This is a genomic window from Streptomyces pseudovenezuelae, from assembly GCF_001513955.1.
GTDB classification, from domain to species: Bacteria; Actinomycetota; Actinomycetes; order Streptomycetales; family Streptomycetaceae; genus Streptomyces; species Streptomyces pseudovenezuelae.
Map to the genome: position 1 here is coordinate 144,751 of NZ_KQ948154.1, position 13,464 is coordinate 158,214.

Annotated in this window: 15 protein-coding genes; 1 reads left to right on the plus strand and 14 read right to left on the minus strand. The window is 70.4% G+C overall.

Annotation, left to right across the window (positions count from 1 at the left end; all coding sequences use genetic code 11):
- Window positions 1-135: 135 nt before the first annotated feature.
- From pyrH to rpsB, 3 genes are all read right to left on the minus strand, one after another.
- The gene (pyrH, locus tag AQI94_RS39225; protein WP_020120963.1) at window positions 136-894 is read right to left on the minus strand and encodes a UMP kinase; all 759 of its coding nucleotides are present in this window, start codon (window positions 892-894) and stop codon (window positions 136-138) included.
- A 188-nt stretch (window positions 895-1,082) separates the two neighbouring features.
- Window positions 1,083-1,919, minus strand: a complete 837-nt coding sequence (gene tsf / locus AQI94_RS39230) for a translation elongation factor Ts (RefSeq protein WP_020138769.1) — start codon at window positions 1,917-1,919, stop codon at window positions 1,083-1,085.
- Window positions 1,920-2,077: 158 nt separating this feature from the next.
- Window positions 2,078-3,013: a 30S ribosomal protein S2 gene (rpsB, locus tag AQI94_RS39235; protein WP_031046964.1), complete on the minus strand. Its 936-nt coding sequence runs from the start codon at window positions 3,011-3,013 to the stop codon at window positions 2,078-2,080.
- A 272-nt stretch (window positions 3,014-3,285) separates the two neighbouring features.
- Between rpsB and AQI94_RS39240 the strand changes: the two genes are divergently transcribed.
- Window positions 3,286-3,867 carry a M23 family metallopeptidase gene (locus AQI94_RS39240; protein ID WP_062230303.1) on the plus strand — a complete coding sequence of 194 codons (582 nt, stop codon included), beginning with the start codon at window positions 3,286-3,288 and terminating at the stop codon, window positions 3,865-3,867.
- A 141-nt stretch (window positions 3,868-4,008) separates the two neighbouring features.
- On the opposite strand, the gene AQI94_RS39245 is transcribed toward AQI94_RS39240, so the two are convergent.
- The 11 genes from AQI94_RS39245 to lepB (AQI94_RS39295) form a co-directional block, all read right to left on the minus strand.
- Entirely contained in the window at window positions 4,009-4,575 is a 567-nt protein-coding gene (locus tag AQI94_RS39245) for a TetR/AcrR family transcriptional regulator (protein ID WP_031045117.1), read from the minus strand.
- Window positions 4,576-4,680: 105 nt separating this feature from the next.
- Window positions 4,681-5,523, minus strand: coding sequence for an RNA polymerase sigma factor WhiG (gene whiG, locus AQI94_RS39250; RefSeq protein WP_031045114.1), 843 nt, complete (start codon window positions 5,521-5,523; stop codon window positions 4,681-4,683).
- A gap of 243 nt (window positions 5,524-5,766) precedes the next feature.
- Window positions 5,767-6,924, minus strand: coding sequence for a DNA-processing protein DprA (gene dprA, locus AQI94_RS39255; RefSeq protein ID WP_031045111.1), 1,158 nt, complete (start codon window positions 6,922-6,924; stop codon window positions 5,767-5,769).
- A complete protein-coding gene (locus tag AQI94_RS39260) occupies window positions 6,921-8,546 on the minus strand; it encodes a YifB family Mg chelatase-like AAA ATPase (protein WP_031045108.1) in 1,626 nt (541 codons plus the stop codon). The genes dprA and AQI94_RS39260 overlap by 4 nt, the downstream gene beginning before the upstream one ends.
- A 1-nt stretch (window position 8,547) precedes the next feature.
- Window positions 8,548-8,910 carry a YraN family protein gene (locus tag AQI94_RS39265; protein WP_031045106.1) on the minus strand — a complete coding sequence of 121 codons (363 nt, stop codon included), beginning with the start codon at window positions 8,908-8,910 and terminating at the stop codon, window positions 8,548-8,550.
- Between the two features lie 127 nt (window positions 8,911-9,037).
- Window positions 9,038-9,346, minus strand: coding sequence for a DUF2469 domain-containing protein (locus AQI94_RS39270; protein WP_005311352.1), 309 nt, complete (start codon window positions 9,344-9,346; stop codon window positions 9,038-9,040).
- Between the two features lie 56 nt (window positions 9,347-9,402).
- Complete coding sequence (locus tag AQI94_RS39275) at window positions 9,403-9,921, minus strand: NUDIX hydrolase (protein ID WP_031045102.1); 519 nt, start codon at window positions 9,919-9,921, stop codon at window positions 9,403-9,405.
- The gene (gene lepB / locus AQI94_RS39280) at window positions 9,911-10,684 is read right to left on the minus strand and encodes a signal peptidase I (protein ID WP_031045098.1); all 774 of its coding nucleotides are present in this window, start codon (window positions 10,682-10,684) and stop codon (window positions 9,911-9,913) included. The genes AQI94_RS39275 and lepB (AQI94_RS39280) overlap by 11 nt, the downstream gene beginning before the upstream one ends.
- A 124-nt stretch (window positions 10,685-10,808) precedes the next feature.
- Complete coding sequence (lepB, locus tag AQI94_RS39285; protein ID WP_078902727.1) at window positions 10,809-11,780, minus strand: signal peptidase I; 972 nt, start codon at window positions 11,778-11,780, stop codon at window positions 10,809-10,811.
- Window positions 11,668-12,762, minus strand: a complete 1,095-nt coding sequence (gene lepB, locus AQI94_RS39290) for a signal peptidase I (protein WP_031045093.1) — start codon at window positions 12,760-12,762, stop codon at window positions 11,668-11,670. Before lepB (AQI94_RS39290) ends, lepB (AQI94_RS39285) begins: the two co-directional genes overlap by 113 nt.
- On the minus strand, window positions 12,755-13,450 hold the full coding sequence (gene lepB, locus AQI94_RS39295) for a signal peptidase I (protein WP_031045091.1): 696 nt from the start codon (window positions 13,448-13,450) through the stop codon (window positions 12,755-12,757). The genes lepB (AQI94_RS39290) and lepB (AQI94_RS39295) overlap by 8 nt, the downstream gene beginning before the upstream one ends.
- Window positions 13,451-13,464: the final 14 nt, after the last annotated feature.

The window sequence follows — 13,464 nt, forward strand, 5'->3', positions numbered from 1 at the left end:
GTGTCTTGAGTAGGCCCGGCTGCTGTTCCATGTGCCTGGGGGCGGCGGCCGGCTGCGTCGCGTCTTCTTCCTGCACGGTTCCCGACCGGCAGGACATTGTCCATCCCCCGGTCAGGGACCGGGTCTGTCCCCGGGTCAGTCCCGGCTGCCCTGCTCACCCACAAGCGTGCCGATCTTCTCACCCTTGACGGCTCGTGCGATGTTTCCCTCCGCCAGGAGTTCGAACACCAGGATCGGGAGCTTGTTGTCGCGGCAGAGCGTGACCGCCGTGGCGTCGGCGACCTTCAGGTCACGGGTGATGACCTCGCCGTATCCGAGGGAGTCGAACTTGACCGCGTCGGGGTTGGTCTTCGGGTCGGAGTCGTAGACCCCGTCCACGCCGTTCTTGCCCATCAGCAGCGCCTCGGCGTCGATCTCCAGGGCGCGCTGCGCGGCGGTGGTGTCGGTGGAGAAGTACGGCATGCCCATACCGGCGCCGAAGATGACCACGCGGCCCTTCTCCAGGTGGCGCACGGCACGCAGCGGGATGTACGGCTCGGCGACCTGGCCCATGGTGATGGCGGTCTGCACCCGGCTGTCGATGCCCTCCTTCTCCAGGAAGTCCTGGAGGGCCAGGCAGTTCATCACGGTGCCCAGCATGCCCATGTAGTCCGAGCGGGCGCGGTCCATGCCGCGCTGCTGGAGCTCGGCACCTCGGAAGAAGTTGCCGCCGCCGATGACGACGGCGATCTCGGCGCCGTCCCGGACGACGGCGGCGATCTCACGAGCGATCTTGTGCACCACGTCGGGGTCCACACCCAGGCCCCCGCCACCGGCGAACGCCTCTCCGGACAGCTTCAGCAGAAACCGGCCGCGCACTTTGCCGTCGTCGCTCTTCTGGGCCTTGGTGGTCATGGGGATCCCGCCTCTTTCACCTGTTGCACATACGAAGAAGGCCACTGCCGGTGGGAACTGGTTCGCATCCCATGCGCGGCAATGGCCTCCTCGTCAGATCTGCTGTCGTCCGCCACACGCGTGCGTGGCGGCGTACCGGACGACTGCTGACGACCCTATCGGGCCCGCGCGTCGCTCGCGGTACGGACTCAGATGCCGACCTTGATACGCGTGAAGCGCTTCAGGGTGACACCGGCCTCGTCCAGGACCTTCTGGACGGACTTCTTGTTGTCGAGCGCGTACGGCTGACCGAGCAGCGTGGCGTCCTTGAAGAAGCCGTTGAGGCGACCCTCGACGATCTTCGGCAGGGCGGCCTCGGGCTTGCCCTCGGCGCGGGTGGTCTCCTCGGCGACGCGACGCTCGGACTCGACGACCTCGGCCGGCACGTCTTCCTTGGAGAGGTACTTCGGCGCGAAGGCGGCGATGTGCTGCGCGACACCGCGGGCGACCTCGGCGTTCGGCTTGTCCAGCTCGACGAGGACACCGATCTGCGGGGGCAGGTCGGGCATCGTGCGGTGCATGTACGCGGTCACGAAGCCGTCGGCGAACTGCGCGAAGCGGTCCAGGACGATCTTCTCGCCGAGGTTGGCGTTGGCCTCGTCCACGAACGCCTGGACGGTCTTGCCGGCCTCGATCTCGGAGGCGAGCAGGGCCTCCAGGTCGGCCGGGGAGGTCGCGGCGACGTGCTCGGCGATCTGGTTGGCGACGGCCTGGAACTTCTCGCCCTTGGCGACGAAGTCCGTCTCGCACTTCAGCTCGACCAGGACGCCGGAGGAGTTGTCGTCGGCGATGATCGAGACCACGGCGCCGTTCTCGGCGGAGCGGCCCTCGCGCTTGGCGACGCCCTTCTGGCCCTTGATCCGGAGCGCCTCGACAGCCTTCTCGACGTCGCCCTCGGCCTCGTCCAGCGCCTTCTTGCAGTCCATCATGCCGGCGCCCGTGAGCTCACGGAGCTTCTTGACGTCGGCGGCGGTGTAGTTCGCCATGAGTCTGTGAATCTTTCTCGAAGTCTGGAAGATCGAAGATCTACGGGGTCTACGGCCCCCATCTAGCCCGGGGCCGCCGACTCTCCGCTGACCTACGGGTGAACGGCGGGAGCGGAGTCAGTGCCCCCGCTCCCGCCGTCACCCCTGACGCTGACGGGTCAGGCCTGCTCGGCGTCCGCGGCCGGAGCGGCCTCGGCGGGAGCCTCGGCGGCCGGAGCCTCGGCCGCGGGGGCCTCCTCGGCGGCCGGGGCCTCAGCGGCGGGAGCCTCAGCGGCCTCCGCGGCGGGAGCCTCAGCAGCCGGGGTCTCCTCGGCCTTCTTCTCGCCACCCTCGAGCAGGTCGCGCTCCCACTCGGCGAGCGGCTCGCCGGCGGCCTTCTCGCCCTTGTCACCGGTGGCGACGCGCGAGCGGCTGATGAGGCCCTCGGCGACGGCGTCGGCGATCACACGGGTGAGCAGGGTGACGGAGCGGATCGCGTCGTCGTTGCCCGGGATCTTGTAGTCGACCTCGTCGGGGTCGCAGTTGGTGTCGAGGATCGCGACGACCGGGATGTTGAGCTTCCGGGCCTCGCCGACCGCGATGTGCTCCTTCTTGGTGTCCACGATCCAGACGGCGCTGGGCACCTTCTGCATCTCGCGGATACCACCGAGGGTCTTCTCGAGCTTGGCCTTCTCGCGCGAGAGGACCAGGAGCTCCTTCTTGGTCAGACCCGAGGCGGCGACGTCCTCGAAGTCGATCTGCTCAAGCTCCTTGAGGCGCTGCAGACGCTTGTAGACGGTCGAGAAGTTGGTGAGCATGCCGCCCAGCCAGCGCTGGTTGACGTAGGGCATGCCGACGCGGGTGGCCTGCTCGGCGATGGCCTCCTGCGCCTGCTTCTTCGTGCCGACGAACATGACCGTGCCGCCGTGGGCGACGGTCTCCTTGACGAACTCGTAGGCGCGGTCGATGTACGACAGCGACTGGAGCAGGTCGATGATGTAGATGCCGTTGCGCTCCGTGAAGATGAAGCGCTTCATCTTCGGGTTCCAACGACGGGTCTGGTGACCGAAGTGGACGCCGCTTTCCAGCAGCTCCCGCATCGTGACGACGGCCATGGCCGTTCTCCTTGGTGTTCTCGGTTGTACCGCGGGTACCGGAGGGCACCCGCGCCTGACGCCCGCGACGCGCCTTGCCGCAAAGGACCGAGAGGCGCTGACACCGACCGTGTGACGGCGTGGTGTCGGGGCGTGCGAAGTCGACCCGGTGACCCGGATCGCCAGAAGAAGTGTACGGGACCGGCGGAGCACCGGGTGACGCCGCTGTCCACAACCCGGGAGTAGTCCACAGGCTCCGGCCATGACCGGGGCGGGTGCGGGACGGTTTCCGCATGCGAGCGAAGCGATGCGGACGACGCGGTACATGGCTGGTGCTGGGATTCCTGCTGTTCCTGACGGCGCCGGCACCCGCTCCGGAGCGGGCCGCCCTCACGCCGACGGCCACCACCGCGGACGCCCCGGTACCGGCGCTCGGGCGCACCTGGCCGGTGGGCGCCCGGCCGACGGTCCTGCGCGGCTGGGAACCACCGGCGACGGTGTACGGCCGCGGCCACCGGGGCGTGGACCTGGCGGCACCGGCCGGCACCCCGGTACGGGCGGTGGCGGCGGGCCGGGTGTCCTTCGCGGGCCGGGTGGCGGGCAAGCCGGTCGTCTCGGTGGAACTGACGGGCACAGACCTTCGGACGACCTACGAACCGGTGACGGCATCAGTGGAGAAGGGCGCCATGGTGACGGCGGGCGAGGTGGTGGGCGCGGTGGAACCAACGGGCTCCCACTGCCCGGCCGCGTGCGTGCACTGGGGTCTGCGGAGAGGCGAGACCTACCTGGACCCGCTGTCCCTGCTGCCCCCGTGGCTGTTGCGCACAGGCCCGTCCAGACTGCTCCCCGTCCTGGGGGTGCCCCTGCCGACATAGCGTTCCGGCCACCCCTCAAGAGCCGCTCGACTGCACCCACCCAAGGGGCGCGGGGAACTGCGCGCCCAGCCACGACGGACCGGCACCCGACAGCGCCCCTGCCACGCGACCAGGACGGACCCGGCGCCCGGCAGCCCCCTCTCAGCCCCCTGAGCCCCGCACACCCCGCAGCGCCATGGAGACCGCGGCCTCGGTGATCACGGTCGGCTCCTCCGCCGCCCCCAGCTCGATCCGCCGTACGGCCGCGTCCACGACCCCCTGCACCAGCATCGCCGCCAGCCGGGGCTGCTCGTGCCCCATCTGCCCGAGCGCCTCGACGATCATCGCGACCAGTCCGCCGTGCGCCGCACGGATCTTCTCGCGGGCTCCCGCGTCCAGCTCGCTCGCGGAGATGGCCACCACGGCCCGGTGCCGCCGGTCCCCGACCAGCGCCAACTGCTGCCGCACATACGCCTCGACCTTGCCCTCGGCCGTCGAAGCCCGCTCCATCGCCGCCGAGACCTCCGCGGTCCACACCGGGAAGTCGACCTCGCACAGCTCCTCGACCACGGCGGCCCGCGACCGGAAGTACTCGTACACGGACGACCGTGCGAGCCCCGTGCGCTCGGCGAGGGCCGGGAAGGTCAGCGCCTCCGTCCCACCCTCGGACAGCAGAGAACGAGCCGCGTCCAGCAGGGCGGCTCGCTGCATCGACCGGTGCTCGGCCACGGAGGCCGCTCGAATCCTTGGCACGTCAACCACTGTACGGACGCGCCACCGCGGACGGGAGTCACTCCGCCCGAGCAGGCATCGACGAGAGGCCGCACGGCCGGGTCAGCGACCGAAACTGGCCAGCTTCGCCCGCAGTTGCAGCACGGACTTGGTGTGGATCTGGCTGACCCTGCTCTCGGTCACGCCCAGCACGTTCCCGATCTCGGCGAGCGTGAGCCCCTCGTAGTAGTAGAGGGTCACCACGGTCTTCTCCCGCTCGGGCAGCGTGTTGATGGCCCGCGCGAGGAACCGTCTGAGCTCCCGGTCCTCGGCGACCTCCACGGGGTTGTCCGCGGCGGTGTCCTCCAGCGTGTCCATGAGGCTCAGCCGGTCACCGCCCTCGCCCCCGACGTGCAGCAGCTCCTCCAGTGCCACCACGTTGGCCAGCGACAACTGGCTGAAGACGGCATGCAGATCGTCGACGGCGATCCCCAGCTCGCCGGCGACCTCTCCCTCCGTGGGTGTCCGTCGCAGCCGCGCCTCCAGCGTCGCGTACGCCCGCTCGACATTGCGCGCCTTCTGCCGCACGGACCGCGGGATCCAGTCCAGGGCCCGCAGTTCGTCGATCATCGCGCCGCGGATCCGGGTGATCGCATACGTCTCGAACTTGATCTCCCGGTCGACGTCGAACTTCTCGATCGCGTCGATGAGCCCGAAGACCCCCGAGGACACGAAGTCCGCCTGCTCGACGTTGGGCGGCAGGCCGACACTCACCCGTCCGGCGACGTACTTCACCAGCGGTGAGTAGTGCAGGATCAGCTGCTCGCGCAGCCGCTCGTCCCCCGTCGCCTTGTACGACCGCCACAGTTCGTCGAGCGTCGAGGGAGCGGGCGGCCGCACGCTGCCACCGTCACGGGCGGCTGGGGGGATGGCCGCCCGGTCGGACCCGGAAGTGTGCTGGGGCATGCGTAGCCTTGTGCCGTTCTGCCGTGAAGTACGCGATGTACGTGATGTGCGTCGGAATCCCCGTGAGCGTAGCGTGACTGAGGAGTCGCAGTGCGCAAACAGCGGGCCGGGGTTCACCCTCCGAAGCGTTCCGCGGGCCCCTTCCGCGCGGCGCGGCCGTCGCCCTGTGTGATCAACGGAACACCCCAACTGCGGTAATTCCCAAGGGCTTCGAGGGTCCCCCGGACGGCCGAACACGCTCCGTCAGGACGGGCCTCGGTCACCCCGGACGGAGATCATCGCCTGGCGTGTCAACTTCCAGCCGTCGCCGTGTCGTTCGACGTAACCAAGTGAACGGAGTTCGTACAGTCTCGCGACGGCGTCGTCCCGTGTCGTCTGCGCACCGCGCGCGATCTCGTCCGCGCCGGCCTCCCGACGGCCGGGCAGCGCGGACAGGACTCTCCGTGCCTCCGGGGCCAGCAGATCGCGCGGCAGCACCGGGCCGCGCCGGTCGGGGGCCAGCTCTCCCATGTCGCCGACCAGCTCCACGACTTCCGCGGCGTCCGTGACCAGCGTGGCGCCCCCGCGCAGCAGCTCGTGCACCCCGCCGGACAGGCTGCTGGTGGCCGGTCCGGGGACCCCCATCGTGTGACGGCCCAACCGCTGTGCCGCACGCGCGGTGACCAGTGAGCCGCTGCGGTGGGCGGCCTCGACGACCACGGTGCCCCGGGTGAGGGCGGCGATCACCCTGTTGCGCAGCACGAATCTGCTGGGCGTCGGGTGCTCGCCGGGCGGCAACTCCCCGATCACCAGGCCCTGTTCCGCGATCCTCGTGATCAACTGGACGTGTCCGCGTGGATAGGGCCGGTCGACCCCGCAGGCCAGGACGGCGACGGTGGCACCGCCGGCGCCGAGGGCACCGCGGTGGGCGGCACCGTCGACCCCGTAGGCCCCGCCGGACACGACGACCCACCCCAGCTCGGCGAGCCCGGTGCCGAGGACGGCCGCCATGTGCGCCCCGTACTCGGTGCAGGCGCGCGCCCCGACGAGCGCGACGGACCGGAGCGCCCACATCCGCAGGCTGGGCCGCCCCCGCACCCACACCCCGATCGGCCGGGCGTCCCCGAGGTCGTCGAGCTGTCCCGGCCACTCGGCTCCCCCGGGAACGACGAACCGTGCCCCGGCCTCGTACGCGACCGCGAGATCCCGGCGCGGCTGCGCCACCCCGGCCCGGGCCCGCATCCCACCCCAGCGCTTCTCGCTCACCCCGGGCAGCGGCTCTCCGCACCCGCGCAACCGCGCGGCCACCTCTCTCAGGCCCCACTCCCGGATCCACCGGCCCCCGACCTCGTCACCGGGCTCCACGACCCGGGCGAGAAGGACGCGGTCGAGCAGCTCGTCGTCGGGTTCGTCGCCGGTCATGTCAGGGCCCCGATGGCCATGGGCACGCCCCGGGGCACCCCGGTGCGCAGTTGCAGGGCCAGGGCGACGTCCGTGGCGTCCGGGCGGTCGTGTCCGACGAGGTCCGCGACGGTCCAGGCGACGCGCAGGACGCGGTCCAGCCCTCGGGCGGTCAGGACGCCCCGCTCCAGATGGCGCTCGGCCTCGTCCATGGCCCCGGCCACGGCGTGCCAGCGGCTGCGCAGCTCGCGTCCGGGCACCTCGCTGTTGGTCCGCCACGGGGTGCCGGCGAAGCGCGTCGCCGCGCGTTCCCTGGCGGCCCGCACCCGGTCCGCGACCACGGCGGTCGACTCGCCCCGGGCACCGCGGCCGGCGAGCTGGTCACGCGTGACGCGGTCCACCTGCACCCGCAGGTCGACCCGGTCGAGCAGCGGCCCGGAGAGCCGGGCCTGATAGCGGCGGACGGCCGAGGGCGCGCATTCGCAGAAGTCGTCGGTCAGCGAGAAGCGGCCGCACGGGCAGGGGTTCGCCGCGAGCACCATGAGGAACTTCGCCGGGAACCGTACGACACCCGCGCTGCGCGCGATCACGACGTGTCCCGCCTCCAGCGGCTGCCGGAGCGCGTCGAGCGCCCGGGTGTTGAACTCGGGTGTCTCGTCCAGAAAAAGGACGCCTCGATGAGACAGGGACACCGCCCCGGGGCGGGCGATGCCGGGTCCGCCGCCGACGAGGGCCTGCATGGTGGCCGAGTGGTGCGGGGCGCAGTAGGGGGCGACGTCGATCAGAGGCTTGCCCGGTGGCAGCAGACCGGCCACCGAGTGCACCGCCGTCACCTCCAGCGACTCCTCCCGGGCCAGCGGCGGCAGCACCGCGGGCAGCCGCTCGGCGAGCATCGTCTTGCCGGCTCCCGGCGGCCCCTCCAGGAAGACGTGATGGCTACCGGCCGCCGCGACCTCCACGGCCGTGCGCGCCGAGGTCTGACCGACGACGTCGGCCAGGTCGTGTCCGTGGTCGTGCTGAGCGGCTCCGGCACTGTGCATGCCGGTGGCGGCGCCCGTGCCCGGCACGCGCAGGCCGGCCAGCAGCGGGTCGGGACGGCCGGGCTCGTGCGGTTCCTCGTCGGGCACCGGTTCGTCCGCGAGGACCGCGATCAGCTGCCGCAGACTGCGGACACCGAGGACGGAGACCCCGGGCACCAGCGAGGCCTCGGCCGCGGCGCACTCCGGCACGACGACCTGTACGTAGCCTGCGTCCGCGGCTGCCAGGACCGCGGGCAGGATGCCCCGGACCGGACGCACCCGCCCGTCCAGGCCCAGCTCGCCGATCATCACGATGTCGGCGAGGACGCGCGGGTCGATCCGCTCGGCGGCCCCCAGTACGGCACACGCGACGGCGAGGTCGAACCCCGAGCCCGCCTTGGGCACCGAGGCCGGGCTGAGCCCCACCGTGAGTTTCTTCTGGGGCCAGTCGCCGCCGGAGTTGACGACGGCCGCCCTGACCCGGTCCCGGCTCTCCGTCAGGCTCTTGTCCGGCAGCCCCACCAGTGTGAAGGCCGCGACGCCGGGCTCCAGGTCGGCCTGGACCTCGACCACGACTCCTTCGACGCCGACCAGCGCCACCGAGCAGGTACGAGCGAAACCCATCTCAGGCCACCCCCCGCGCATGCTCGACCACGGGTGCGCCGCGCTGTGGCAGGACGATGCCCACCAGGTCGATGCGGACGCCTCCCGGTGGCGCCCCTCCGTGGGCGTGGATCCAGCATGCGGCGAGGCTTCGCAGGCGCTCCGCCTTGTCGGGAGTCACCGCGGCCATCGGGTGCTCGAAGGCACCGGCCCGCCGTGTCTTGACCTCGCAGACGACGAGGACCTCGCCGTCCCGCGCCACGATGTCGATCTCGCCCGTCCTGCCACAGCGCCAGTTGCGCTGCAGGACCGTCATCCCGGCCTCGGTCAGCCGCCGCGCGGCCAGACTCTCGCCGTACCTGCCGAGTGCACTGCGTGCGTTCATGTCGGCACCACCTCCGGCGCCAACGATCACGCAACCCCGCCCACCGAGTTGATCTTGGTGGACTACTCAGCGGTTGTGGAAAATCCCGTCACTCACACGGGCGAAAGCCACCAGGGCGAAGCCACCTTCAGCTGCCCGGCAGCTCCAGATCACTCTTGTTCAGCTCCTCGATGTTCACGTCCTTGAACGTCAACACACGGACCTGCTTCACGAAGCGGGCCGGCCGATACATGTCCCACACCCACGCATCCGCCATGGACACCTCGAAGAACACCTCACCCTGGACCGAGTGCACCTGCATCTCGTAGTCGTTGGTCAGGTAGAAGCGCCGTTCGGTCTCGATCACGTATTTGAACAGACCGACGACATCGCGGTACTCCCGGTAGAGCTTGAGCTCCATCTCGGTCTCGTACTTCTCGAGGTCCTCGGCGCTCATGGCATGTTCCCCTTCAGCCGTGCGATCCCACCATTGTGCGCCAGTCCCGTCGGCACCTAGACGATTTCGGTGTCGAGGGTCACGGGTCCGGCCGGGGGACCTTCGTCGAGCAGCCTGCGCAGCAGCTCGGCGAGTCTGGTCGGATACACCGTCTCATGTGCCCGGGTCAGTTCCTGACACGTCCACCAGCGCGCTCCGGCGACACTGCGTCGCTCCAGCTCGGTCAGGGCCGTGGCCCGGGTGTCCGTCACCGTCGTACGGGCCAGGAAGTACCACTCGTCCTGGTCCCAGCGACGGCCCGCGAACGGGAACGAACACCTCCGCCGCCAGAGCACCGGCCCGAGCTCCACCTCGGTGATGCCGGTCTCCTCGACGAGTTCCCGCAGCGCGGCCTCTTCACGGGTCTCGTCGCCCTCCAGTCCGCCGCCGGGCGTGAACCACCAGTCGTCGGACGGATCGTCCGGCTCGTGGCCGTGCAGCAGCAGGATGCGGTCCTCGGGATCGAGCAGCACCACCCGCGCGACCTTGCGCAGCCCGCCTGAGGACGAGTCCGCGGCCGGTGCCTCAGCGGGCACCGACGGGCTCCGTCCGGGGCCGCGAGCCCCTGGCGAAAAGCTTGGCCACGGGCCCGTAGGCCCCGCCGCCCAGGACCAGCACCGCGCCGACCACGATCAGGACGAGGATCGTGCGCAGCGGGCCCGGTGAGGAGAGCGCGCCGAGCGGCTCGAAGGGGGTGGGGCGCTCCAGCATGCCCTTCATGGGCCAGACGACGGCGTCCACGCGCGCGTTCACGGCCGAGCGGGCGACGGTCCCCTGGGCCGCGTCGGTGAGGTGGGCCGAGGAGTCCAGCGAGCCCTGGCGCTCGTCGCCGAGCAGGAACAGCCGGTCCTCGGGAACCTTCACGGTCGGAATGGACTTGTCCTCGACCGGGCCGCCCTTGAGGTAGGTCTCGTCGATCGTCTTGCCGTTGACGGTCAGCTTCCCGTCCGTGCAGCAGGAGACCGTGTCGCCACCGACCGCGACGACCCGCTTGACCACGGGCCCGTTGGAGAGCCAGTTCTTGTCGGTGAAGACGACGACGTCACCCCGGCGTATCTCGTCGCCGTCGACGCGCTGCGCCAGCACCCGGTCGCCGACGTCGATCGTGGGTGTCATCGAACCGGTGGGCACGGTGTACGGCCGGTAGAGCACCGCTCCCCAGGCGAATCCCCCGAGAAACAGCACCAGGCCCAGCGCGACGGCCAGTCCGGACAGTCGCTGTCCGGTCCGGCCGCCCACCGGGCCCGTGCTGGTGCCACCGCTGTGCGGGGCCGTACGTGTAGTGCTCTCGCCACCCATGGACCCGCACCCTACCCGGCGGTACCTGAGCGGGTCAGCCCCTCCCGCCCGGCCGGAGGGACAAGCTCCGCAAAGCTTTCACCAGGCTCGTGACCGCCCGGGCGGTCCGGCCGGGGGACGGTGCTCAGCGGGTCCGCTCGACGGCGGCCTTCCGACGCCGCCACAGCGCCACCGGCACCACACCGACGAGGGCGATGCCCTGCGGCGCGACCGTCAGGGCGGCGGAGGCCGACGACTTGTCGTTGATGCCGGCCTGGTCGAAGGTGTCCGGCTTGGGCAGCGTGCCCCAGCGGTTGATCGGCCAGGCCTTCACGATGGCGCGGCCCACGACGTCGTCGACCGGGACCATGCCGTGGTGCTTGTCGGACTGGTTGTAGCGCGAGTCACGGGAGTTCTGCCGGTGGTCGCCCATGACCCAGATGTAGCCCTTGGGGACCTTCACGGTGAACTGGCCGCCCTGGTCGTCCTGGCTGCACGGGGTGTTGCCGGCGTAGACGTACGACGACTCGCTCAGTGCCTTGCCGTTGACCTTCAGCGGGCCGGTGCCCTCGCAGGAGACGGTGTCACCGCCCACGCCGACGACGCGCTTGATGAGGTCCTTCTCCTCGGCGGAGGGCATCAGGCCGATCCAGGACAGGAACGTCTGTACGGCGTTCGGGTCCGCCGTCGGCTCGCCCGCCAGCCAGTTGTCGGGGTCGTGGAAGACGACGACCTCGCCGCGCTCCGGCTCGGAGCCGAACCACGGGGTGAGCTTGTCGACCAGCACCCGGTCACCCTGCTGGAGGGTGTTCTGCATCGAGTCGGACGGGATCGAGAAGGCCTGCACCAGGAACGTCTTGATCAGCAGCGCCAGCACGAGCGCGATGCCGATCAGAATGGGCAGCTCCTTCCAGAAGGAGCGCTGCTTCTTCACCCCGGGGGCCGAATCGCCGGACCCCCCTCCCCGTACCTCCGTCGCCGTACCGTCCTCGGTCGCCCCGGAGTCACTCCCGGAGGTCACGGCGCTGTCCGATGCCGGGTCGGCTGCTTCCACGGGGCGTCCGCGGTGCTCCTCGCCGTCGTGCCCGGATCGTGCGCCAACCGCCACATCCCCCACGCCAACTCCTTACTCTGTGCCGCCGCCTGCCCCAAGTACGGCGCAGGCCCACCACTCCCATAACGAGCGGGAGTTCCGCAGGGCTCGGGAGTTGGATCGCTTCGTTCGGATCGTCGTGAGCAACCCTAAGCGACGCCCGGGAAGCTGCGGTCGTCCCGGACACCGAGTCGGCAACGGAAGAGTAAGTTTTCGGTTCGTCGAGCATGGTCGCGTGGCCGAAAGGCCATGCGATGACCCTGGCCCGCCCCACCACCGAGTCCAGGGACACGGTGCCGCCGTAGTCGGTGTCCTGGTGCGAGCGGGAGTCCGCGGAGTTGGCGCGATGGTCACCCATCACCCACAGCCGCCCCTTGGGGACGGTGATGTCGAACTGCTGGGTGGACGGGGCGTTCCCGGGATACAGGTAGTCCGTCTCGCTCAGGGGGACGCCGTTGACGGTGACCCGCCCCTCGGTGTCACAGCACTTGACGCGGTCGCCGCCGACGCCGACGACCCGCTTGATCAGGTCTTTCTCGTTGTCGGACGGCAGCAGGCCGATGAAGGTGAGCCCCTCCTTGACCTGCTTGACGACGACCGGGTCGTCCTTCTTCGTCGTGGTCTGCTCGTCCTGGAGCCAGCCGCCGGGGTCCTTGAAGACGACGACGTCCCCGCGGTTGGGCTCGGAGCCGAACCACGGGGTGAACTTGTCGACCAGGACACGGTCACCGATCCGGATCGTCTGTTCCATCGAGCCGGACGGGATCACGAACGCCTGGACCAGAAAGGTCTTCAGGACCAGGGCTATCAGGACGGCCACGCCGACCAGGAGGGGTATCTCCTTGACCGCGCCGCGCCTCCTGCGCCGTTTCACCTTGCGCTGGAGCTTGCGCCGCTCCGCGCGTGAGCGGCCGCCCGAGGGGCTGGCGGAGCGCCGTACGCCGGTGGGCAGCAGGTTCTCGGCCGCGCTGCTCGACACGCCGCGTGGTTTGCCACGGTTACCCATGCGCGCCCTCCGCTGCGGGCACGCGCGCGTAGGCGGCGGAACGGTGCAGGCGGGCGGCGTGGTCCGCGGGCGAGATGATCCAGTCGGCCCGTCCGAGGACCTCGCCCACGGGGATCATGCCGCCGCCGGGTGAGCCCAGATGGTCCCGGGAGTCGCTGGAGACGCTGCGGTGGTCGCCGAGGACGAACAGGGTGCCGTCGGGCACCTCGACGTCGAAGGACACCGAGGACGGGCTGTCGCCGGGGTACAGGAAGCCCGACTCGTCGACCGACCGGCCGTTCACCTCGACCCTCCCCTTCTTGTCGCAGCACACCACGTGGTCTCCCCCCACGCCCACAACGCGCTTGATGTAGTCCCCGTCCCCGAAATACCCGGTTCCGTCGAACACGACCACATCTCCCCGCTGCGGCTCGGCACCGAAACGGTACGCCAACCTATTTACGAGAACGCGGTCCCCGATCCTCAATCCGTTTTCCATGGATCCGCTGGGAATCTGGAAAGGTCTGACCACGAACGTACTGATCAACAGAAGAAGGACCAGGCAGAGCAGCAGGGTCAGGGAGATCCGGCCGCCGGGCAGCCACTGGGTGATTCTCGACACCAACGCGAAACGCGACCGTCCCTCCGCGGCCCCTGTGCCGGGGCGGGAGGAGCGGTCGCGCTCCGTCGGCTGTGCTTCGGTGTCCATCGGGGCCAGATGTT

Excerpts from the sequence above, each read along its gene's own strand:
- pyrH (WP_020120963.1), bottom strand. The coding sequence starts at position 894 with ATGACCACCAAGGCCCAGAAGAGCGACGACGGCAAAGTGCGCGGCCGG.
- tsf (WP_020138769.1), bottom strand. The coding sequence starts at position 1,919 with ATGGCGAACTACACCGCCGCCGACGTCAAGAAGCTCCGTGAGCTCACG.
- rpsB (WP_031046964.1), bottom strand. The coding sequence starts at position 3,013 with ATGGCCGTCGTCACGATGCGGGAGCTGCTGGAAAGCGGCGTCCACTTC.
- AQI94_RS39240 (WP_062230303.1), top strand. The coding sequence starts at position 3,286 with ATGCGAGCGAAGCGATGCGGACGACGCGGTACATGGCTGGTGCTGGGA.
- whiG (WP_031045114.1), bottom strand. The coding sequence starts at position 5,523 with ATGCCCCAGCACACTTCCGGGTCCGACCGGGCGGCCATCCCCCCAGCC.
- dprA (WP_031045111.1), bottom strand. The coding sequence starts at position 6,924 with ATGACCGGCGACGAACCCGACGACGAGCTGCTCGACCGCGTCCTTCTC.
- AQI94_RS39260 (WP_031045108.1), bottom strand. The coding sequence starts at position 8,546 with ATGGGTTTCGCTCGTACCTGCTCGGTGGCGCTGGTCGGCGTCGAAGGA.
- AQI94_RS39265 (WP_031045106.1), bottom strand. The coding sequence starts at position 8,910 with ATGAACGCACGCAGTGCACTCGGCAGGTACGGCGAGAGTCTGGCCGCG.
- AQI94_RS39270 (WP_005311352.1), bottom strand. The coding sequence starts at position 9,346 with ATGAGCGCCGAGGACCTCGAGAAGTACGAGACCGAGATGGAGCTCAAG.
- lepB (WP_031045098.1), bottom strand. The coding sequence starts at position 10,684 with ATGGGTGGCGAGAGCACTACACGTACGGCCCCGCACAGCGGTGGCACC.
- lepB (WP_031045093.1), bottom strand. The coding sequence starts at position 12,762 with ATGGGTAACCGTGGCAAACCACGCGGCGTGTCGAGCAGCGCGGCCGAG.
- lepB (WP_031045091.1), bottom strand. The coding sequence starts at position 13,450 with ATGGACACCGAAGCACAGCCGACGGAGCGCGACCGCTCCTCCCGCCCC.